The sequence below is a fragment of the Nocardioides zhouii genome, assembly GCF_004137345.1.
Taxonomy (GTDB): Bacteria; Actinomycetota; Actinomycetes; order Propionibacteriales; family Nocardioidaceae; genus Nocardioides; species Nocardioides zhouii.
In genome coordinates, this window is the sequence record NZ_SDWV01000001.1 from 197,363 (window position 1) to 217,620 (window position 20,258).

Annotated in this window: 18 protein-coding genes and 1 tRNA gene; 6 read left to right on the forward strand and 13 right to left on the reverse strand. The window is 70.9% G+C overall.

Features of this window, described 5'->3' with window-relative positions; translation table 11 throughout:
- Positions 1 to 5: 5 nt before the first annotated feature.
- From rpmE to argS, 7 genes are all read right to left on the reverse strand, one after another.
- A complete protein-coding gene (rpmE, locus tag EUA94_RS00965; protein WP_129423788.1) occupies positions 6 to 239 on the reverse strand; it encodes a 50S ribosomal protein L31 in 234 nt (77 codons plus the stop codon).
- Between the two features lie 129 nt (positions 240 to 368).
- Complete coding sequence (rho, locus tag EUA94_RS00970) at positions 369 to 2,138, reverse strand: transcription termination factor Rho (protein ID WP_242494607.1); 1,770 nt, start codon at positions 2,136 to 2,138, stop codon at positions 369 to 371.
- A 119-nt stretch (positions 2,139 to 2,257) separates the two neighbouring features.
- Positions 2,258 to 3,169 (reverse strand): homoserine kinase, encoded by a 912-nt coding sequence (gene thrB / locus EUA94_RS00975; RefSeq protein ID WP_129423790.1) that lies wholly within the window; start codon positions 3,167 to 3,169, stop codon positions 2,258 to 2,260.
- 2 nt (positions 3,170 to 3,171) lie between these two features.
- Positions 3,172 to 4,239: a threonine synthase gene (gene thrC / locus EUA94_RS00980; RefSeq protein ID WP_129423792.1), complete on the reverse strand. Its 1,068-nt coding sequence runs from the start codon at positions 4,237 to 4,239 to the stop codon at positions 3,172 to 3,174.
- Entirely contained in the window at positions 4,236 to 5,543 is a 1,308-nt protein-coding gene (locus EUA94_RS00985) for a homoserine dehydrogenase (RefSeq protein ID WP_129423794.1), read from the reverse strand. The genes thrC and EUA94_RS00985 overlap by 4 nt, the downstream gene beginning before the upstream one ends.
- Entirely contained in the window at positions 5,540 to 6,946 is a 1,407-nt protein-coding gene (lysA, locus tag EUA94_RS00990) for a diaminopimelate decarboxylase (RefSeq protein ID WP_129423796.1), read from the reverse strand. Before lysA ends, EUA94_RS00985 begins: the two co-directional genes overlap by 4 nt.
- 6 nt (positions 6,947 to 6,952) lie before the next feature.
- Positions 6,953 to 8,638: an arginine--tRNA ligase gene (argS, locus tag EUA94_RS00995; protein WP_129423797.1), complete on the reverse strand. Its 1,686-nt coding sequence runs from the start codon at positions 8,636 to 8,638 to the stop codon at positions 6,953 to 6,955.
- 72 nt (positions 8,639 to 8,710) lie between these two features.
- Between argS and EUA94_RS01000 the strand changes: the two genes are divergently transcribed.
- Positions 8,711 to 9,208 (forward strand): thioesterase family protein, encoded by a 498-nt coding sequence (locus tag EUA94_RS01000; protein ID WP_129423799.1) that lies wholly within the window; start codon positions 8,711 to 8,713, stop codon positions 9,206 to 9,208.
- Positions 9,209 to 9,292: 84 nt separating this feature from the next.
- Positions 9,293 to 9,365: transfer RNA gene (locus tag EUA94_RS01005), tRNA-Arg, on the forward strand.
- A gap of 17 nt (positions 9,366 to 9,382) precedes the next feature.
- Here the strand turns inward: EUA94_RS01005 and EUA94_RS01010 are convergent.
- Positions 9,383 to 10,315, reverse strand: coding sequence for an LCP family protein (locus EUA94_RS01010; RefSeq protein ID WP_129423801.1), 933 nt, complete (start codon positions 10,313 to 10,315; stop codon positions 9,383 to 9,385).
- The gene (locus tag EUA94_RS01015) at positions 10,315 to 10,932 is read right to left on the reverse strand and encodes a hypothetical protein (RefSeq protein WP_129423803.1); all 618 of its coding nucleotides are present in this window, start codon (positions 10,930 to 10,932) and stop codon (positions 10,315 to 10,317) included. The genes EUA94_RS01010 and EUA94_RS01015 overlap by 1 nt, the downstream gene beginning before the upstream one ends.
- 206 nt (positions 10,933 to 11,138) lie before the next feature.
- On the opposite strand from EUA94_RS01015, the gene EUA94_RS01020 reads away from it, so the two are divergent.
- Both EUA94_RS01020 and EUA94_RS21995 read left to right on the forward strand, forming a co-directional pair.
- Positions 11,139 to 14,915, forward strand: a complete 3,777-nt coding sequence (locus EUA94_RS01020; RefSeq protein WP_129423805.1) for a multifunctional oxoglutarate decarboxylase/oxoglutarate dehydrogenase thiamine pyrophosphate-binding subunit/dihydrolipoyllysine-residue succinyltransferase subunit — start codon at positions 11,139 to 11,141, stop codon at positions 14,913 to 14,915.
- Between the two features lie 12 nt (positions 14,916 to 14,927).
- Positions 14,928 to 15,104 (forward strand): DUF6104 family protein, encoded by a 177-nt coding sequence (locus tag EUA94_RS21995; protein ID WP_165356754.1) that lies wholly within the window; start codon positions 14,928 to 14,930, stop codon positions 15,102 to 15,104.
- On the opposite strand, the gene EUA94_RS01025 is transcribed toward EUA94_RS21995, so the two are convergent.
- Both EUA94_RS01025 and EUA94_RS01030 read right to left on the reverse strand, forming a co-directional pair.
- On the reverse strand, positions 15,101 to 16,207 hold the full coding sequence (locus EUA94_RS01025; protein ID WP_129423807.1) for a fatty acid desaturase family protein: 1,107 nt from the start codon (positions 16,205 to 16,207) through the stop codon (positions 15,101 to 15,103). The two genes, EUA94_RS21995 and EUA94_RS01025, sit on opposite strands and share 4 nt — an antisense overlap.
- Positions 16,208 to 16,218: 11 nt before the next feature.
- Positions 16,219 to 17,307: a ferredoxin reductase gene (locus EUA94_RS01030; protein WP_129423809.1), complete on the reverse strand. Its 1,089-nt coding sequence runs from the start codon at positions 17,305 to 17,307 to the stop codon at positions 16,219 to 16,221.
- 102 nt (positions 17,308 to 17,409) lie between these two features.
- Here EUA94_RS01030 and EUA94_RS01035 point away from each other — a divergent pair, with 102 nt between their 5' ends.
- Both EUA94_RS01035 and EUA94_RS01040 read left to right on the forward strand, forming a co-directional pair.
- The gene (locus EUA94_RS01035; protein ID WP_129423811.1) at positions 17,410 to 18,057 is read left to right on the forward strand and encodes a TetR family transcriptional regulator; all 648 of its coding nucleotides are present in this window, start codon (positions 17,410 to 17,412) and stop codon (positions 18,055 to 18,057) included.
- The gene (locus EUA94_RS01040; protein WP_129423813.1) at positions 18,057 to 18,578 is read left to right on the forward strand and encodes a nitroreductase family deazaflavin-dependent oxidoreductase; all 522 of its coding nucleotides are present in this window, start codon (positions 18,057 to 18,059) and stop codon (positions 18,576 to 18,578) included. Before EUA94_RS01035 ends, EUA94_RS01040 begins: the two co-directional genes overlap by 1 nt.
- Here the strand turns inward: EUA94_RS01040 and EUA94_RS01045 are convergent, their stop codons facing one another.
- Together EUA94_RS01045 and EUA94_RS01050 are read right to left on the reverse strand one after the other, a co-directional pair.
- Positions 18,579 to 19,274, reverse strand: coding sequence for an SDR family oxidoreductase (locus EUA94_RS01045; RefSeq protein WP_129423815.1), 696 nt, complete (start codon positions 19,272 to 19,274; stop codon positions 18,579 to 18,581).
- Between the two features lie 13 nt (positions 19,275 to 19,287).
- Positions 19,288 to 20,256: a zinc-binding dehydrogenase gene (locus EUA94_RS01050; protein WP_129423817.1), complete on the reverse strand. Its 969-nt coding sequence runs from the start codon at positions 20,254 to 20,256 to the stop codon at positions 19,288 to 19,290.
- Positions 20,257 to 20,258 lie beyond the last annotated feature (2 nt).

Genomic DNA, 20,258 nt, shown 5'->3' on the forward strand with positions numbered 1-20,258 from the left:
GTGGACTACTTGCTCTCGGCCTTCTCGGCCGGGGCCTTCTTGGCGTAGCGCGCCTCGAAGCGGGCGACGCGGCCACCGGTGTCGAGGATCTTCTGCTTGCCGGTGTAGAACGGGTGGCACTGCGAGCAGACGTCGGCGTGGATCGAGCCGGAGGTCGCGGTGCTACGGGTGGTGAACGACGCACCGCACGTGCAGGTGACGGCGGTCTCGACGTAGTCGGGGTGAGTGTCCTTCTTCATGGTGTCCTCTCAGGTGTTCCGGGTCGTCCGCGTGGATCGCAACTGACGTGAACCGGAACCGACGCACAAGTGTGCCACCGCTCTCAACGCCGGCGCCAATCCGGCCATTCCCCCCGACGCCGACCCGGCTCAGCGGGAGCCGAACACCTTGGCGACCGCCTGCGGGCTGTCGGCCGCGGCGAGCCGCTTGCGCAGGTCACCGACGACCGCTCCCTCGGCGGGCGCGAGCAGCTTCTCCTCGTTGCGGGTGCCCGACGACGCCACGTCGACCGCGGGCACGATGCCCTTGGCCGCGCGCTCGGCGCTGAGCACCAGCTCGAGGTTGGCGGTGCCGGCGAGCTCCTCGAGGAAGAACTCGTCAGTGGCCGAGCCGGTGCCGACCGAGACCGTCGCCAGGATGGTGAGCGACCCGGCGTCCTCGATCTTGCGAGCGGCGCCGAAGAACTCCTTGGTCGGGTGCACCGCGGAGGCGTCCACGAGCCCACCCAGGACCCGGCCGTTGGCAGGCGCGGCGAGGTTGTACGCGCGGCCGAGGCGGGTCAGCGAGTCGAGCAGCACGACGACGTCGTGGCCCAGCTCCACCAGCCGCTTGGCGCGCTCGATGGCGAGCTCCGCGACCAGGGTGTGGTCGGCCGGCTGCCGGTCGAAGGTCGAGGCGACGACCTCGCCCTTGACCGAGCGCTGGAAGTCGGTGACCTCCTCGGGGCGGGTGTCGACCAGCACCACCATCACGTGGCACTCGGGGTTGTTGGTGGTCACCGACTGGGCGATCGACCGCAGGAGCGTCGTGGTGCCCGTACGCGGCGGCGTCAGCACGAGCCCGCGCTGGCCCTTGCCGACGGGAGCGGCGATGTCGACGACCCGGCCGATCAGGTTGGCCTCGTCGGTCGCCAGGCGCAGCCGCTGGTGCGGGTGGACCGGCACCGAGTCCGCGAAGTCGGGGCGCTCCTTGGCGCCCTCGGCCTCCGTGCCGTTGATGCTGTCGATGCGGACCATCGGGTTGAACTTCTCCCGACGCTCGCCCTCGCGCGGCTGCCGGACCTGCCCGACGACCGCGTCACCGCGACGCAGGTGGTACTTCCGGACCATCGACAGCGAGAGGTACACGTCCTCGGGCCCCGGCAGGTAGCCCGAGGTCCGGACGAACGCACAGTTGTCCAGGACGTCGAGGATGCCGGCGGCCGGCACCAGCACGTCGTCCTCGAGGATCGTGGTGTCAGGCTCGTTTCGGGCGCCCGTGGTGCGCACCGCCGTGCGGTCGCGACCGCGACGGCGGCGGTTGCGGCGGCTGCCACCCTCGCCGTCCTCGTCGTCGTCGAGCTGGTCCTGCTGCCGCTGCTCCTGCTGGCGCTGGTCCTGCTGCTTCTGCTCCTGCTGGCGCTGGTCCTGCTGCTTCTGGTTCGGCTGGTTCTGCTGGTTCTGGGGGTTCTTCGCCTGGCCCTGCTTCTGGCCCTGCTTCTGGTCGTTCTGCTTGCCCTGGTCCTGCTGATTCTGCTCGGGCTGCTTCTGGTCCTGCTTCTGCTCGACCTGCTTCTCGACGTGCTTCTCGACCTGGGCCTCGGCCTGCTCGGCCTGGCGCTGCTTGCGGGTGCGGGTCCGCACGGTCGTCTGGGGAGCGGGCTCGTCGGCCTGCGGCTCGACGCGCGGCGCCTCGGCCCGCGGGGCTTCGGCCCGCGGGGCTTCGGCCTTCGGGGCTTCTGCCTTCGGGGCTTCGGCCTTGGGCGTCCCGGCGGACTTGATCGCCTCGACGAGCTCGGCCTTCTTCATCGAGCCGGCGCCGGCGATGCCGATGCCCGTGGCCATCGACTTCAGGTCCGCCAGCAGCATCGAGTTGAGGCCGCCAGCCTTCTTGGCAGGCTTCTTCGCCGCAGCGGTCTCGACAGAGGGGGTTTCGGTCACGTGGGTCCTTCGCACGTTGCGTCGCCGACGCGGCCGGAGGAGCCCGCGAGGCGGATGGTGGTCGCCCGTGCACGCGGCCAGATGGACCGGGACGGGCGGGTACGCCGAACGGCGCGCCGTCAGGTTAGCAGGACGGCGCCGTCCGGCTCGATCGCCAGGTCGTGGCACGCCCAGCCGTCGGGACAGCGGCCGATGAGGTCGGACGTGTCGGCCGTGCCGAAGGCCAGGACGGTGGGGCCGGCACCCGAGACCACGGCCGGCACGCCGTCGGCGCGCAGGCGGCGTACGAGGGCGAGCGTGTCGGGCATGGCGGGCTCGCGCTGCTCCTGGTGCAGCCAGTCGCGCGTGGCGGCGAGCAGGTGCTCGGGCTGGCCGGTGAGCGCGGCGACGAGCAGAGCGGCACGACCGGAGTTGGCGGCCGCGTCGGCGTGCGGCACGACCTCGGGGAGCAGGCCGCGGGCGACCTTGGTCTCGACGCCGGTCGGCGGCACGAACACGACCGCGGTGATCCGCGGGTCGACACCGGCGCGCACGGCGTACCAGCGGTCGTCCTCGCGCCCGGAGATCACGAACCCGCCGAAGAACGCAGGCGCCACGTTGTCGGGGTGGCCCTCGAGGTCTGCGGCGAGGTCGAAGAGCGCGTCGTCGGAGGCCAGCAGCTGGCCGCCGGCGACGAGACCGCGGGCGAGCACGACGCCGGCGACGATCGCGGCGGACGACGAGCCGAGGCCGCGGGCGTGCGGGATCAGGTTGCGGCACGACAGGCGGAGCCCGGGCGGCTGCTCCCCCATCAGGTCGAAGGCGGCCCGCATGGCGCGTACGACGAGGTGTGTCTCGTCGCGGGGCACGCCACCCCCAGCCGTGTCGGCGCCGGCTCCTTCGACCTCGACCACGAGACCCTCGGGCAGCACCTCCGCCTCGAGCTCGTCGCGCAGCGACAGCGCGAGGCCGAGCGAGTCGAAGCCGGGACCGAGGTTGGCCGAGGTCGCCGGGACGGTGACGCGGACCGGCCCCTCGACGAAGGTCGTCATGCTCAGGCGAGACCGGCGGCCGCGGCGGCGGCGTGGACATCGGCATCGACGACCGTGTCGACGAAGCCGGCGTGGCTCTCGAGGGCGGTCGCAGTGTCCTTGAGCCCGTGGCCGGTCACCGTGACCACGACGGTCTTGTCGCGATAGCTGTCGCCAGCGGCGAGCTCGGCCAGCATCCCGGCGATGCCGGCCGCGGACGCGGGCTCGACGAAGACGCCGTCGCGCCGGGCCAGCTCGGCCTGAGCGGCGAGGATCTGCGCGTCGCTGACCGCGGCGAAGCGGCCCTCGGACTCCTTGGCCGCCATCTCGGCGAGGTGCCACGACGCCGGGTTGCCGACGCGGATCGCGGTCGCCTTGGTCTCGGGGTCGGGGAACGGCTCGCCGGTCACCAGTGGTGCCGCGCCCTCGGCCTGGAAGCCGCGCATCACCGGCAGGTGCGTGGCGCGGCCGAGCTCGGCGTACTGCTGGTAGCCGAGCCAGTACGCCGAGATGTTGCCGGCGTTGCCGACCGGGAGGAGGTGGTAGTCGGGAGCGTCACCGAGGAAGTCGACGATCTCGAAGGACGCGGTCTTCTGGCCCTGGAGCCGGACCGGGTTGACCGAGTTGACCAGCGCGACGGAGTAGTCGCGGGCCAGGCCGCGGGCGATGTCGAGGCAGTGGTCGAAGTTGCCTCGGACCATGATGATCTGGGCACCGTGGACGACGGCCTGGGCCATCTTGCCGGCGGCGATCTTGCCCTCCGGGATGAGGACCAGCGGCTTGAGCCCGGCCTTGGCGGCGTAGGCCGCCATCGAGGCCGACGTGTTGCCGGTCGACGCGCAGACGACCGCTTCGGCGCCCTCGTGCTTCGCGACCGAGATGGCCGCCGTCATGCCGCGGTCCTTGAAGGAGCCGGTGGGGTTGTTGGCCTCGACCTTGAGCCACACCTCGGCACCGGTGAGTCCGGAGAGCCACTCGGAGTGGACCAGCGGCGTGCCGCCCTCGCGCAGCGTCACCGCCTCCAGCCCTTCGGGCAGGTCGAGCAGGTCGCGGTACTCCTCGATGACGCCCAACCACTGACCGTGCGTCATTCGTCCCCGCCCTCCACACGCATCACCGAGGTGACCTCACGGACGATGTCCATGCTCCGGAGCTGCTCCACGGTCGCGCTCAGCGCCGCGTCGGGCGCCGCGTGCGAGACGACGACGAGCTGGGCGTCGGCGCCGCGGCCCTCCTGCCGCACGGTCTGGATCGACACGTCGTGGTCGGCGAAGGCGTTGGCGACCGCCGCCAGCACACCGGCGCGGTCGTCGACGTCGATGGCGACGTGGTAGCGGGTGCGGGTCTCCCCCATCGGCTGCACCGCCCGGTCGGCGTACGCCGACTCGCCCGCGCCGCGGGTGCCGGCGAGCCGGTTGCGGCCCACGGTCACCAGGTCGCCCAGGACGGCACTGGCCGTGGGGGCGCCACCGGCGCCGGGGCCGTAGAACATCAGCTGGCCGGCGGCCTCCGACTCGACGAAGACCGCGTTGTAGGCCTCGCGCACGCTGGCCAGCGGGTGGGAGCGCGGGATCATCGCGGGATGCACGCGTACGGCGACCTGGTCCTGGCCGTCGGGGCCCGGGCGCAGCTCGCAGATCGCCAGCAGCTTGACCACCGCACCCATGTCGCGGGCGCTGGCGACGTCGGCGGCGGTGACCTCGGAGATGCCCTCGCGGTAGACGTCGGAGGCGGTCACGCGGGAGTGGAAGGCCAGGCTGGCGAGGATCGCGGCCTTGGCCGCGGCGTCGAAGCCCTCGACGTCGGCGGTCGGGTCGGCCTCGGCGTAGCCGAGCTCCTGGGCCTCCTCGAGCGCCTCGGAGAAGCCGCTGCCGACGGTGTCCATCTTGTCGAGGATGAAGTTGGTGGTGCCGTTGACGATGCCGAGCACCCGGGTGACCTTGTCGCCGGCCAGCGACTCGCGCAGCGGGCGGACGATCGGGATCGCACCGGCGACGGCCGCCTCGTAGTAGAGGTCGCGCTCCGCCTTGGCGGCCGCCTCGAAGAGCGTCGGCCCGTCCTCTGCCAGCAGCGCCTTGTTGGCCGTCACGACGCTCGCGCCGTTGTCGAGCGCCGAGAGGATCAGTGACCGCGCAGGCTCGATGCCACCGATCACCTCGACCACGACGTCGACGTCGGCCCGGGCCACCAGCCCGGCCACGTCGGTGGTCAGCAGGCCGTCGGGCAGGTCGATGTCGCGGGGCGCGTCGAGGCGGCGTACGCCGACTCCCACCAGCTCGACCCGGGCGCCGACCCGCGCGGCGAGGTCGTCGCTCTGCTCGGTCAGCAGGCGGACCACCTGGGACCCGACCGCCCCGCAGCCGAGCACGGCCACCTTGAGAGTTCGCTCGCTCATGAAGAAACACCCACATCGGTCGCCAACAGGTCGGCCTCAGTCTCTCGTCGCAGCACGGTGAAAGTCTTCCCGTCCCGAACTCCGATCACCGGAGGACGCAGCGCGTGGTTGTAGTTGGAGGCCATGGATCTGCAGTAGGCGCCCGTGCCGGGCACCGCGACGAGGTCGCCGGGACGTACGTCGCCGGGCAGGAACTCGTCCTTGACGACGATGTCGCCGGCCTCGCAGTGCTTGCCGACGACGCGGGCGAGCGCGGCCGGTGCCCCGGACGAGCGGGAGGCCAGGGTCGCGGAGTAGTCGGCGTCGTAGAGGGCGGTGCGGATGTTGTCGCTCATCCCGCCGTCGACCGAGACGTAGGAGCGGCGGGCGCCACCGTCGAGGGAGACCTCCTTGACCGTGCCGACCTCGTAGACGGTGCACATCGACGGTCCGACGATCGCGCGGCCCGGCTCGATGGACAGTCGCGGCTGCGCAATGCCGAGCGCGCGGCACTCGTGCTCGACGATCTCGGACATCCCCTGCGCCAGCTGCTCGGGCTCGGACGGGTCGTCCTGGGTCGTGTACGCGATGCCGAAGCCGCCGCCGAGGTCCATCTCGGGCATCTCCACGCCCAGCTCGGCACCGACGCGGGCGTGCAGCGCGAGCACTCGGCGGGCCGCGACCTCGAAGCCGGACGTGTCGAAGATCTGGCTGCCGATGTGGGAGTGCAGCCCGAGCAGCCGCAGCCCCGGTGAGCCGAGCACGCGGCGCACGGCCTCGAGCGCGTCGCCGCCCGCGATCGAGAAGCCGAACTTCTGGTCCTCGTGGGCGGTGGCGATGTACTCGTGGGTGTGCGCCTCGACGCCGGCGGTGACGCGGACGAGCACGCCCGTAGTTCCACCGAGCTCGGTGGTGACGGCCGCGAGCCGCTCGATCTCGGCGAAGGAGTCGACGATGACGCGACCGACGCCGAGCTCCACCGCCCGCTCGAGCTCGCCGAGCGTCTTGTTGTTGCCGTGGAAGCCGATCCGGTCCATCGGGAAGCCGGCGCGCTCGGCGACCGCGAGCTCGCCGCCTGAGCAGACGTCGAGCGAGAGCCCGTCCTCGGCCAGCCAGCGCGCGACGGTCGTGCAGAGGAACGCCTTGCCGGCGTAGAACACGTCGTAGCCGGCGAAGGCGTCGCGGAAGGCGCGGGCGCGGGCACGGAAGTCGTCCTCGTCGAGGACGTAAGCCGGGGAGCCGTGCTCGCGGACCAGCTCGGGCAGCGGCACTCCCCCGACGCTCAGCACGCCGTCGGTCTTGGCGGCCGTACGCGACCACAGGTGCTCGACGAGCGCGTTGGGGTCGGCCGGCTCACGGAGCCAGTGCGGACCCCGCAGGGCCCCGTCGGCGTGCGCCCAGCCGGAGGGGTGGGCGGTCGGCACGCCCGATCACATCCTCTCGGGAGCGGAGACGCCGAGGAGGCGCAGTCCGTTGGCGAGGACCGTCCGTACGGCGTGCACCAGGACGAGGCGCGCCTCGTTGGTCGGGGTGACAGGCTCGTCGCCGACCGGCAGCATCCGGCACTCCTTGGTGTCGTACCACCGGTTGAAGACGGCGGCCGTGTCCTCGAGGTAGCGCGCGATCCGGTGCGGGGCGCGGAGCTCGGCGGCAGCGGTGACGACCCGCGGGAACTCCGCGAGCGCGCGGAGCAGCGTGCCGTCCAGCTCGTGGGCGAGCAGCGACGGGTCGAATCCGTCACCGGGCAGCGCCATCCCGAGGTCGGCGGCGTTCTCGATCATCCGGCAGGTGCGCGCGTGGGCGTACTGCACGTAGTAGACGGGGTTGTCGTTGTGAGCCCTCGCCCACAGGTCGAGGTCGAGGTCGATGTTGGTGTCGTTGGTGTAGCGCGCGAGGGCGTAGCGGCTCGCGTCGACGCCGATCGCGTCCACCAGGTCGTTGATCGTGACCGTGGTGCCGGCCCGCTTCGACATCCGCAGCGGCTTGCCCTCCCGCAGCAGGTTGACCATCTGGCCGATGAGGATCTCCAGGTCCTTGCCCGGCTCGTCGCCGAACGCGGCACACATGGCGTTCATCCGTCCGACGTAGCCGTGGTGGTCGGCGCCGAGCATGATGAAGCAGCGGTCGAAGCCGCGCTCCTTCTTGTCGAGGTAGTAGGCCAGGTCGCCCGAGATGTAGGCAGGGGTGCCGTTGGAGCGGACGATCACGCGGTCCTTGTCGTCGCCGTACTTCTCGGTGCGCAGCCAGAGCGCGCCGTCCTCGGTGTAGGTGTTGCCCATCTCCGTCAACCGCTCGATCGCGCGCTCGACGGCGCCCGACTCGTGCAGGTTGTTCTCGTGGAAGTAGACGTCGAAGTCGACCCCGAAGTCGTGGAGCGACTGCTTGATCTCGGCGAACATCAGCTCGACGCCCTCGGCCCGGAAGACCTCCTGCGCCTCGTCCTCGGGCAGGTCGAGGACCTCGGGCCGCTTGGCGACCACGTCCTTCGCGATCTCCTCGATGTAGGCGCCGCCGTAGCCGTCCTCGGGCACCGGACGACCCTTGGACCAGGCGAGCAGCGAGGAGCTGAACCGGTCGAGCTGGGCGCCGTGGTCGTTGAAGTAGTACTCCCGCGTCACCTCGGCCCCCGAGAAGGTGAAGACCCGTCCCAGCGCGTCGCCCACCGCCGCCCACCGCACGGCACCGATGTGGAGCGGACCGGTCGGGTTGGCCGAGACGAACTCGAGGTCGATCTTCTCGCCCGCGAAGGCGTCGGAGGAGCCGTACGCCTCACCGGCGGCGACGACGTCGGCCGCGACCTGTCCCTGGGCGTCGGCGGCAACCGTGATGTTGAGGAAGCCGGGGCCGGCGACCTCGACCTCGCTGATGGCGTCGGACTCGCGCAGCTGGGCGGCGACGAGGTCGGCGAAGGCGCGCGGGTTCGTCCCCTGCCCCCCGATCTGCACGAGCTTCGAGAGCTGGAGCGCGACGTTGGTGGCGTAGTCGCCGTGACCCTTCTGCCGCGGTCGCTCCACCGTGACCTGGGTCGGCACGCCGTCGGGCAGCGTGATCGCACCATCGGCCACGAGGGCCGCCAGCGCGTCGACGATGGTCTCGGAGAGCTGCTCAGGATTCACCCACCAAGCCTATCGGCGGGGCACCCGTCGGGCCGAACCGGTTTCACGTCTGGACCACTAGGGTTCTGCGCTGTGACGACGCACCCGACCTACGACCAGCTGATCGACCTCCCCGCCTACGTCGAGCAACCCGTGCCGATGCCCTTCGAGGACATCAACGGCCACCTCAACGTCCGGCACTACATCGGGATCGCCAGCGAGGGCCTCGACGAGTCGCTCGTCGAGGTCGGCATCCCGCAGATGTGGCCCCTCACCCACGGCCAGGCGTGCTTCACCGCCGAGCACCACGTGACCTACCTCCACGAGCTCCGCACCGGCGACACGATGTCGGCCCGGGTGCGCCTGCTCGGCCGCTCCGAGCGCGCCGGCCACGCCCTGGTGTACCTGCTCGACCACACCCACCAGCAGGTGGCGTGCGTCGTGGAGGAGATCTTCCTGCACATCGACCTCGAGAGCCGGCGTACGGCGCCGTGGCCGGCCGACATCGCCGCCGCCCTCGACGCCCGGGTCGCCGAGCACGAGGCACTCGGGTTCGCGGCCGGGACCTCTGGATCGCTCGCCCTGCGCTGAGGCTCCGCGGTCCGGGGCGGGCGGTTTCCTGACCGCCGCAGGCGACCGGTAGTCTTCAGCGCGCACCGGCCCAGGCCGGTGCCGGCCTCCGTAGCTCAGGGGATAGAGCACTGGTTTCCGGTACCAGGTGCCGCAGGTTCGAATCCTGCCGGAGGCGCACATCCGACCGGCTGCTCAGCAGCCCTTCAGGGCCGCGTCGCTCCGGGCCTCGCGCCCCAGGCGCCGGGCCTGGGCGACGTCGGGGAACACCACGCTCGCGGCGCCGACGAAGCCGATGCGGCCGCGGATCACGCACGTGGTGATCTTGCGCGGGTCGACCTGGGCGACGGCCTGGGCGAGCTCGAAGAGGTCGGCGGGTGAGGCGTTGGTGGCCATGTGCTCCATCACGGTCAGCACGCCGCGCTCGATGAATCCCGGGCGCGAGGCCTGCGAGCGGATCCGCGCGTGGATCCCGCGCAGCGTGCGCTGCTGGTTGGCCGACCGATCGAAGTCGCCACCCGCCAGGCCCTTGCGGATGCGGGAGAAGGCCATCGCGTTGTAGCCGTCGAGGTGGATCCGCCCTTGCTTGAACCCCTCCTTCTTGAGGTACGGGTCGTAGAACCGGCGCGGGTTGGTCACCGTGATGCCGCCGATGTCGTCGACCATGTCCTCGAAGAAGGGGAACCGCGTGACCATCACGTAGTCGGGCTCGATGCCGGTGAGGTTGCGCATCGCGCCTGCCATGCCGCGGGGTCCGGCGAAGTAGAGCGCGGAGTTGATCTTCTCGCGGCCGTGGCCGGGGATGCTGACCCACGAGTCGCGCGGCACGCCGATGGCGGTGGCCGACCCAGTGCGGGTGTTGATGCCCACCAGCTGGAGCGCGTCACCGCGCGAGCGGGTCATCAGCTGGCCCGGGCGCGCGTCGGAGCCGACCGCCAGGATCCACACGACGTCCTCGCCGCCGACGGCGACGCCCTGTGCGTGGCGGATCTTGACCAGGCTGACGTCGGTGGGCTGCACCGACGACTGGGGTACGACGACGGCGGTGGTGGCCAGCACTGCGGCCAGGACGATCGCCTTCGCGGCCCGGCGCGTGCGGCGTACGACGGCTGTCACGGGGTGTCCCATCACTTCGATCCCTTCGCGACGTCGTAGCCGAAGATGCGCCAGGCACCTCGCTTGTGGACGAGGAACAGGCGGCCGCGGACGGTCGTGGTGCCGGCCTTGTCGCCGCTGCTCTCGAAGCGCAGCACGAAGGCGGCCGTCACGGTTCGGGCCTGCTTGCCCGTGGCCAGGATGTCGAGCGACACCGACTTGTGCCGGGCCGTCACGGAGTCGACGTGCGGGCCGCGGGTCTGGTTGGTCAGGAGCGCCTTGTCGGCCTTTGCCCGCTGCTCGGCACCGGCGGTGAAGCCGGGGAACGCCGACGGGAAGCTGCTGCGGGGATAGGTGCCACCGAGGAAGGCGGCGTCCCACCAGCGGTCGACGACCTGGCCGACCTGCCGGCGTACGGCCTTGCGGCGCGCGTCGGGCAGCCGACCGTGGACCCGCTGGATCTTCGTGGTCGTGGGCATCGCGTGCGAGGCGAGGCTCGCCTGGGCGTCGTTGCGACTGAGCCGCTCCGGCGAGGCGGAGGGCTCGGACGCCGACTGGCAACCGGTCGCGGAGAGGGGGACGAGCAGGACGAGCACGAGTCCGGCGCAGCGGCGGGCCCACGACGTGGGACCCGACGAACGGCTTGGCATGACGACTCCAGGCAGGTGAGACAGGGTGTTTTCGGGGGCGACATCGCGTCAAAGACGACAATGACTAGTGGTGTGGTCGACACCATGCCTCACACGCCCTCCCCGCCCCTGCATTTGCGTGCGTGTGCGACTAGCCTTGTGAACGCCCTAGACAGGCACAGTTGTCCAACCCATGCGCGAGTGATTCTGGAAGAGGCGAAAGAAGCGTGGCGCAGTCCCCGAACGGGCAGTCCGGCAACCCCACCTCGGTTGCTCCGTCATCTGACCTGGGAGCCAACGAGTGGCTCGTGGAGGAGATGAAGGAGCAGTACGACAAGGACCCGGCCAGCGTCGGTCCTGAGTGGGCGACGTACTTCGGCAACGGGACGCAGGCGCCCGCGAAGGCCGCCCCGCAGAAGGCCGCCCCGCAGAAGGAACCTGCGAAGGCCGCCGCGCCGGCCGAGAAGCCGGCCGAGAAGCCCGCCGAGAAGCCCGCCGAGCAGGCCGCCCCCAGGTCGACCGCGAAGTCGACGCCGCGCCCGGCGGCCGCCGCCGAGGAGCCGGCCAAGGGCACCAGCACGCCCGTCGCCAAGGACCCCAAGCCGACCGCGCCGTCCCAGACCAGCGACTCCCCCACCTACACCGTCCTGCGCGGCGCGCCGGCGCGCACCGCCGCCAACATGGACGCCTCGCTGACCGTGCCGACCGCGACGTCCGTGCGCTCGGTGCCGGTGAAGCTGCTCTGGGACAACCGCACCGTCATCAACAACCACCTCGCCCGCGCCCGCGGCGGCAAGGTCTCGTTCACCCACCTCATCGGCTACGCCCTCGTCCGGGCGCTGCGGTCGATGCCGGAGATGAACGTCGGCTTCGAGGTCGTGGACGGCAAGCCCAACCTCATCACGCCGGCGCACATCAACCTCGGCCTCGCGATCGACATGAAGAAGCCCGACGGCACCCGCCAGCTGCTCGTGCCGAGCATCAAGGGCGCCGAGACGATGGACTTCGCCGCCTTCTGGACGGCGTACGAGGACGTGGTCCGCAAGGCCCGCGACAACAAGCTCGCCGTCGTGGACTTCCAGGGCACCACGATTTCGCTGACCAACCCCGGCGGCATCGGCACCGTCCACTCGGTGCCGCGGCTGATGTCCGGGCAGGGCGCGATCATCGGCGTCGGCGCGATGGAGTACCCGCCGGAGTGGCAGGGAGCCAGCGACGAGGCGATCAACCGCAACGCCATCAGCAAGGCGATGACGCTCACCTCGACGTACGACCACCGGGTCATCCAGGGCGCGCAGTCGGGTGAGTTTCTCAAGCGCGTGCACGGCCTGCTGCTCGGCGAGAACGAGTTCTACGACGAGATCTTCCGCTCGCTGCGCATCCCGTACGAGCCGATCCGCTGGTCGCGCGACGTCGTCGCGAGCCACGACGACGACATCGTCAAGCAGGCGCGCATCCTCGAGCTGATCCACGCCTACCGGGTCCGCGGCCACCTGATGGCCGACACCGACCCCCTCGAGTACCGCCAGCGCAGCCACCCCGACCTCGAGGTGGAGTCGCACGGCCTCACGCTGTGGGACCTCGACCGCGAGTTCGCGACCGGGTCGTTCGGCGGCGAGGGCCGGCGCTTCATGAAGCTGCGCAACATCCTCGGCATCCTGCGCGACTCCTACTGCCGCACCACCGGCATCGAGTACATGCACATCATGGATCCCGAGCAGCGCAAGTGGATCCAGGAGCGGGTCGAGCAGCCGCACGTGAAGCCGCCCCGCGAGGAGCAGCTCCGCATCCTGCTCAAGCTCAACCAGGCCGAGGCCTTCGAGACGTTCCTCCAGACGAAGTTCGTCGGGCAGAAGCGCTTCAGCCTCGAGGGCGGCGAGACCACGATCCCGCTGGTCGACGAGATCTGCGAGGCGGCCGCCGAGGCGGGCCTCGACGAGGTCACCATCGGCATGGCCCACCGCGGCCGGCTCAACATGCTGGCCAACATCGTCGGCAAGAAGTACAGCCAGATCTTCCGCGAGTTCGAGGGCAACATCGACCCGCGCACCGTGCAGGGCTCCGGCGACGTGAAGTACCACCTCGGCGCCGAGGGCGAGTTCGTGGCTGGGTCCGGCGCCAAGATCAAGGTCTCCGTGGCGGCCAACCCCTCGCACCTCGAGGCGGTCAACCCGGTGCTCGAGGGCATCGCGCGCGCCAAGCAGGACATCCTCAACAGGGGCGCCGACTACCCCGTGCTGCCGCTGCTCGTCCACGGCGACGCGGCCTTCGCGGGCCAGGGCGTGGTGGCCGAGACGCTCAACCTGTCCCAGCTCCGCGGCTACCGCACCGGCGGCACCGTGCACGTGGTGATCAACAACCAGGTCGGCTTCACCACCTCGCCCGGCTCGTCGCGCTCCTCGCTCTACGCCACCGACGTGGCACGGATGGTGCAGGCGCCGATCTTCCACGTCAACGGCGACGACCCCGAGGCCTGCATCCGCGTGGCCCGGCTCGCCTTCGACTACCGCCAGGCGTTCAACAAGGACGTCGTCATCGACCTCGTCTGCTACCGCCGCCGCGGGCACAACGAGGGCGACGACCCGTCGTACACGCAGCCGCTGATGTACGACCTCATCGAGCAGAAGCGGTCGGTGCGCAAGCTCTACACCGAGTCGCTCATCGGTCGCGGCGACATCACGATCGAGGAGGCCGAGCAGGTCCTCAAGGACTACCAGCTGCAGCTGGAGCGGGTGTTCACGGAGGTCCGCGAGGCCAGCTCCGAGGCCCCGACCGAGTGGACCACCGTCCCGGACTACCCGGACAAGCCGGCCGGCGACTTCTCCACCGCGGTGACGCCGGAGGTCCTCAAGCGGATCGCCGACAGCTACGTCACTCCCCCGGAGAACTTCACCGTCCACCCGAAGGTCATGCCGCAGCTGCAGCGTCGGTCCGCCGCGATCACCGAGGGCCCGATCGACTGGGGCACCGGGGAGATCCTCGCGTTCGGCTCGCTGCTGATGGACGGTCGCCCGGTGCGCCTGGCCGGTCAGGACTCGCGACGCGGGACGTTCGTGTCGCGCTTCGCCACGATCATCGACCGGGTCAACGCCGACGAGTGGACGCCCCTGACCAACCTCACCGAGGACCAGGCCAAGTTCCACGTCTACGACTCGCTCCTCTCGGAGTACGCCGCCCTCGGGTTCGAGTACGGCTACTCCGTCGCGCGCCCCGAGGCGCTGGTGCTGTGGGAGGCTCAGTTCGGCGACTTCGTCAACGGCGCCCAGATCGTCATCGACGAGTTCATCTCCGCGGGCGAGACCAAGTGGCGCCAGCAGTCCGGCGTCGTCCTGCTGCTCCCCCACGGCTACGAGGGGCAGGGCCCCGACCACAGCTCGGCCCGCATCGAGCGGTTCCTGACGATGTCGGCCGAGGACGCGATGGTCGTCGCGCAGCCCTCCACCCCGGCGTCGTACTTCCACCTGCTGCGCCGCCACTCGCTCGGCGAGGAGCACCGTCCCCTCATCGTCTTCACCCCGAAGTCGATGCTCAAGCGGAAGGAGGCCGCCTCGCAGCCGGCCGACTTCGTCGGGGACACGACGTTCCGCCCGTTCATCGGCGACGCCGACGCCGACGCCTCGCAGGTCGAGACGCTCATCCTGTGCTCGGGTCGGGTGACCTGGGACCTGATGGTCGATCGCGCCAAGCGCGAGAACTCCTCGACGTTCGCGATCGGCCGGATCGAGCGGCTCTACCCCAACCCCGTCGACGAGATCAAGGCCGAGATCGCCAAGTACCCGAACCTGAAGGCGATCCGCTGGGTGCAGGACGAGCCGCGCAACATGGGCCCATGGCCGCACTTCCAGCTCAACGTGTGGCCCCAGCTCGATCTCACGGTCGAGCCGGTCACCCGGATCGCGTCCGCCGCCCCGTCGGTCGGCACGGTGAAGCGCCACATCGAGGAGCAGAAGGCGCTCCTCGACGCGGCGTTCGAGTCGCCGCGCGGTCGCGGCAACGACTACTGAGCGAGACCCGGCATGTACTTTACCGATCGCGGCATCGAGGAGCTCGAGCAGCGCCGGGGTGACGAGGAGGTCACCCTGGCCTGGCTCGCCGAGCAGCTCCAGGCGTTCGTCGACGCCCACCCGGACTTCGAGATCCCGATTGAGCGGCTGGCCGTGTGGCTGGCCCGCCTCGACGATCCGGAGGACTAGGCCGCGAGCGGCTGCTGCGCCACTGGCTCGGGCGCCTCGGACGTACGCCGGTCCGGGAGCGCGAGGCGGCAGATCTTCCTCGCCACGCTCATCAGCTGCTTGCGCAGCGGTCCGGTCGTGTAGTCGATGCCGTAGCGCTCGCAGATCTCCCGCACCTCGGGCGCGATCTGCGGGTAGCGCCGGGCCGGGAGGTCCGGGAAGAGGTGGTGCTCGATCTGGTGGCTCAGGTTGCCCGACAGCACGTGGAGGAGCGGCCCGCCGGAGATGTTGGCCGAGCCGAGCACCTGGCGGTAGTACCAGTGGCCGCGGGTCTCCTTGCCGTCCGGACCGTCCGCGCACTCCTCCTCGCTGAACGTCTCGGCGCCGGCCGGGAAGTGGCCGCAGAAGATGATGTTGAACGCCCAGATGTTGCGGACGAGGTTGGCGGTCGCGTTGCCCGCGAGGGTCAGCGGGAAGAACGGTCCGGTCAGCGCCGGGAACAGGACGTAGTCCTTCAGCGCCTGGCGCCGCACCTTGCGCATGATGCCGGCGTGGAGGGCCTTGTTCTCCTCGAGCTTGCGGGTGCCCTTGACGATGTTCTCGACCTCGAGGTCATGCATCGCGACGCCCCACTCGAAGAAGAGCATCAGCAGCACGGCGTACACCGGGTTGCCGAGGTAGTAGGGGTGCCACTTCTGGTCCTCGTCCATCCGCAGGATGCCGTAGCCGATGTCGCGGTCCTTGCCGAGGATGTTGGTGAACGTGTGGTGGATGTAGTTGTGGGAGTACTTCCACTGCTCGCCGGGGCAGACGTTGTCCCAGTCGTAGATGCGCGAGTTGAGGTGCGGGTCGCCCATCCAGTCGTACTGCCCGTGCATCACGTTGTGGCCGATCTCCATGTTCTCGATGATCTTGGAGAGCGAGAGGGCGGCGACCGCGAGCGGCCAGGCCGGCGGGAGGTAGAACAGCGCGCGGCCGAGGACCTCGAGCTGCTGCTGGCGCTTCACGACGCCGCGGATGTAGTTCGCGTCGTCCTCGCCGAGGTCGGCGACGATCCGCTGGCGCAGGGCGTCCATCTCGCGGCCGAAGGCCTCGAGCTGGTCGGGGGTCAGTCTCTGGTTCATGGTGTGACCTTTCAGAGGTCGACGACGCAGTCGCCGACGGGAGCGGAGACACAGATCTGGATGTCCTCGTCGGGGAGCGAGGACTCGGAGCCGGTGAGCACGTTGCGTACGGTGCCCTCGGCCTTGCGGGTGGTGCAGGAGAAGCAGATGCCCATCCGGCAGCCGAAGACGGGGCTCAGGCCCGCCTCCTCGGCCTGCTCGAGGATCGAGGCACCCGTGTTGGTGACCTGGCGGTCGGTCTTGTCGAAGGTGAGGTCGCCCTCGGCCGCGCCGCTGGAGGTCGTCGAGGGCTTGAACAGCTCGAGCCGCAGCCGCGGGTTGTCGGCGTACGCCTCCCGCACCAGGTCGATCATCCCAGCGGGACCGCAGGCCCAGGTGTCGGTGTCGCGGTAGCCGGGGACGAGCCGGCGCAGCTCCAGCTCGTGGAAGACGGCGTCGCCGTGGCGCAGGTGGACCGCGACGTCGTTGTCGTCCGCGGCGATCCGGGCGAGCTCGTCGGCGAAGATCTGGTCGGCCTGCGAGCGGGCGTAGTGCAGGAACGTGACGGGCCGACCGGCACGGCCGTCGTACCCGTCGCGCAGCAGCGTGCGCACCATCGACATCGCCGGCGTGATGCCCGACCCGCCGGTGATGAACAGCAGCGGGTCGATGCCCGGCGTGGCCGGGCTGACCGGAAGCGTGAAGACGCCCTGGGCCTGCGTCAGGTGGAGCAGCTGGCCCGGCTCGGCGTCGACGAGGTACTTGCTGACCTGTCCCTCTGCGTGCGCGCGGATCGTCAGGGTGAACTCCTCCCCCGCGCCCGAGGCGGCCGAGGAGATCGAGAAGCAGCGGGTCATCCGGCGCGCGGAGCCGGGCAGGTCGAGTCCGACCTGGACGTACTGGCCGGCGCGGTGGCCCCGCCACGTGGCGGTGGGCTGCACGGTCAGGGTGGCGACCGGGGCGCCCGCGGTCTCGGTCTCGCGGGTCACGGCGACGACCCGGCCGCGCACCTCGTGCGCCGCCCACATCGGGTTGACCCGCGACAGGTAGTGGTCGACACCGTGCGGCGACGTCAGCGCCGCCACGGTGCGTGAGCGAGCGATCCTCGTCATGGCGATCATCTCGGCCTCCTTGTTCAGTGAACGTGTGTTCACTCAATAGTGACGGAGGGGACGGCACAGGTCAACGGGTCGACACGTGATCCGCCGCACTACGATCACGCCATGGCCGAGGACGAGGGCACCACCGAGTCGCGCGCCGAGCGCAAGGAGCGCACCCGGCGCGCCATCCTCGACGCTGCCCTGGCGCTGGCCGCCGACTCCAACCTCGCGGCGATCTCGCTGCGCCAGGTCGCCAAGCAGGTCGGGGTGGTGCCGACGGCGTTCTACCGGCACTTCGGGTCCCTGGAGCTGCTCGGGCTCGCGCTGGTCGACGAGAGCTTCCGCTCGCTCCGGCTGATGCTGCTCGACGTGTGGCGCCACGCCCCGGAGTACCGCGACTTCATCGACGGCTCGCTGCCGATCGTGGCCGACCACGTGCGCGACAACCGCTCCCACTACGCCTTCATCGCGCGCGAGCGGGTCGCCGGACCGCCGCGGGTCCGCGAGGCGATCAACCACGAGATCGCGCTGATCACCCGCGAGCTCTCGACCGACATCGCCCGCAGCGGGGCCGCCGAGCAGTACTCCAGCACCGACATCGGCCTGCTGGCCGACCTGATCGTGTCGTTCGTGGTCACCATGGCCGAGCGCCTCGTCGAGGACCCCGACTCCGAGGCGCGCACCCTCGACCAGGCCCGCACCCAGCTGCGGATGCTGCTGGTCGGCGCGCTCAACTGGCGTTCGCGCGAGCCGGCTGACGGAGGCCGTTGATGGGCCTCGCCGCCGACCTCGACTACACCCACCACTCGGCCAATCCCCTGCACCGGCTGGTCCGCTGGGGCGCCGGCACCCGTCCTGGCGGCTGGCTCTTCGCCCACTCCCTGCGCCACCTCGACGACGTCGTCGGTCGGCTCACCCGCGGACGGCACAGCGCCCCGAGCCTGCTCGCCGGGCTGGCGGTCCTCGACGTGACGACCACCGGTCGCAAGTCCGGCCAGCGTCGTACGAGCCACCTCATCGCGACGCCGTACGCCGGCACGCTGGCGCTGCTCGGCACCAACTTCAGCCAGCCGTCCACCCCGGCGTGGGTGCTCAACCTCGAGGCCGACCCGCAGGCGACGGTGACCTACCGCGGCGTCTTCCGCGAGGTGGTCGCGCGGGCCGCGACGGCGGGCGAGACCGACGAGGTCTTCGCCCTCGCCGGGGAGTTCTACCCCGGCTACCTCAGCTACCGCGAGCGGGTCGGGACGAGCCGGCGGATCCGGGCGTTCGTGCTGGAGCCGACGGTCTGATCAGGTCCCGGGCCGCGGCACGACCGGTCGTACGGTCACGTCGGGGATCGTGGCGTCGGCCGGCAGGTCGATCACGTGGAGGAGCGTGTCGACCACCGTCTCGGGACTGATCCAGCGCGAGGAGTCGTACGTGCGGCCCTCCTGCTCGTGCACCTTCTCCTGCATCGGCGTTGCGGTGCGGCTGGGGTAGACCGTGCTCACCCGCACCCCGTGGTCGACCTCCTCGGCCCTGAGCGAGTCGGCGAGGGCGCGCAGTCCGAACTTCGAGGCGGCGTACGCCGACCACTCCGCGCTGGCGGCGAGACCGGCCGAGGAGTTCACGAAGACGACCGTGCCCCTCCCCTCGCGGACGTGCGGCAGCAGCTCCCGCGTCAGCACCGCCGGGGCCGTGAGGTTGACCGCGATCTGCTCCTCCCAGTCGGCGAGCCGCAGCCGGTCGACCCGGCCCAGCTCGACGATCCCGGCCACGTGGACCAGCGAGTCGACCGGTCCGTCGACCTGGCGACCGATCCCGTTGAGGGTGCCGGGGTCGGCGAGGTCGGCGACCAGGACCTGCGCCCCGGCGAACGTAAGCGTCAGCTCGGTCGCCCGCGCCTCGCTGCGCGCCACCAGCACCAGCTCGTCGCCGCGACCGGCCAGTCGGTGGGCCAGTGCCAGACCGATGCCGGACCCGGCGCCGGTGAGGACGTGCTTCACCTCGTGCTCCCCCTCACAGCGTGAAGGCGATCTTGCCGAAGACGTCGCCCTCCGCCATGGCTGCGAACCCGTCGCGCGCGTCCTGCATCGGGATGGCCCGGTCGATCACGGGGCGCGCGCCCGTCGCGTCGAGGAGCTGGACCAGCTGGTCGAGCTCGCCGCGAGTGCCCATCGTCGAGCCGATGATCGAGAGCTGCTTGAAGAAGACGTGGGTGAGTCCGGCGTCGTCGACGTCCGGACCCGACGTCGTGCCGCTGATGACGATGCGGCCGCCCGGACGCAGCGAGCGGATCGAGTGGGTCCAGGTGGCCTTGCCGACGGTCTCCATGACCGCGTCGACCTTGACCGGCAGGCGGGCACCCGACTCGAACACCTCGTGGGCGCCGAGCTCGCGAGCCCTCTCACGCTTGGCCTCGTCGCGGCTGGTGGCCAGCACCCGGAGCCCGGCCGCGCGGCCCAGCGTGATGAGCGCGGTCGCGACGCCGCCGCCCGCACCCTGCACGAGCACCGTCTCGCCGGGCTTGCAGGCGCCCTGCACGAAGAGCATCCGGTAGGCCGTCAGCCACGCGGTGGGCAGGCACGCCGCCTCCTCGAAGGAGAGGGAGGCGGGCTTGGGCACGAGGTTGCGGCGCGGGACGATCACCTGCTCGGCAAAGGTGCCCTGGTGACGCTCGGAGAGCAGCGACCGGCCGGGGTCGTCCGCCTCGTCGCCGGTCCAGCGCGGGTCGCCGATCACGCCGTGGACGACGACCTCGTTGCCCTCCTCGTCGACACCCGAGGCGTCGCAGCCGAGGATCATCGGCAGCGCCTCCTGGCGCAGCCCGACGCCGCGCAGCGACCAGAGGTCGTGGTGGTTGAGGCTGGCGGCCTTCACGGTCACTGTGGCCCACCCGTCCGGGGCCTCGGGGGCCGGCCGCTCCCCCACCACCAGGCCGCTCATCGGGTCGTCGAAGGAGAAGGACTCTGCATAGACGGCGAACATGT

Bases quoted from the DNA above. Each gene is read 5' to 3' on its own strand.
- rpmE (WP_129423788.1), bottom strand. From the start codon at position 239: ATGAAGAAGGACACTCACCCCGACTACGTCGAGACCGCCGTCACCTGC.
- thrB (WP_129423790.1), bottom strand. From the start codon at position 3,169: ATGACGACCTTCGTCGAGGGGCCGGTCCGCGTCACCGTCCCGGCGACC.
- thrC (WP_129423792.1), bottom strand. From the start codon at position 4,239: ATGACGCACGGTCAGTGGTTGGGCGTCATCGAGGAGTACCGCGACCTG.
- EUA94_RS00985 (WP_129423794.1), bottom strand. From the start codon at position 5,543: ATGAGCGAGCGAACTCTCAAGGTGGCCGTGCTCGGCTGCGGGGCGGTC.
- EUA94_RS01010 (WP_129423801.1), bottom strand. From the start codon at position 10,315: ATGGGACACCCCGTGACAGCCGTCGTACGCCGCACGCGCCGGGCCGCG.
- EUA94_RS01015 (WP_129423803.1), bottom strand. From the start codon at position 10,932: ATGCCAAGCCGTTCGTCGGGTCCCACGTCGTGGGCCCGCCGCTGCGCC.
- EUA94_RS21995 (WP_165356754.1), top strand. From the start codon at position 14,928: ATGTACTTTACCGATCGCGGCATCGAGGAGCTCGAGCAGCGCCGGGGT.
- EUA94_RS01025 (WP_129423807.1), bottom strand. From the start codon at position 16,207: ATGAACCAGAGACTGACCCCCGACCAGCTCGAGGCCTTCGGCCGCGAG.
- EUA94_RS01030 (WP_129423809.1), bottom strand. From the start codon at position 17,307: ATGATCGCCATGACGAGGATCGCTCGCTCACGCACCGTGGCGGCGCTG.
- EUA94_RS01035 (WP_129423811.1), top strand. From the start codon at position 17,410: ATGGCCGAGGACGAGGGCACCACCGAGTCGCGCGCCGAGCGCAAGGAG.
- EUA94_RS01040 (WP_129423813.1), top strand. From the start codon at position 18,057: ATGGGCCTCGCCGCCGACCTCGACTACACCCACCACTCGGCCAATCCC.
- EUA94_RS01050 (WP_129423817.1), bottom strand. From the start codon at position 20,256: ATGTTCGCCGTCTATGCAGAGTCCTTCTCCTTCGACGACCCGATGAGC.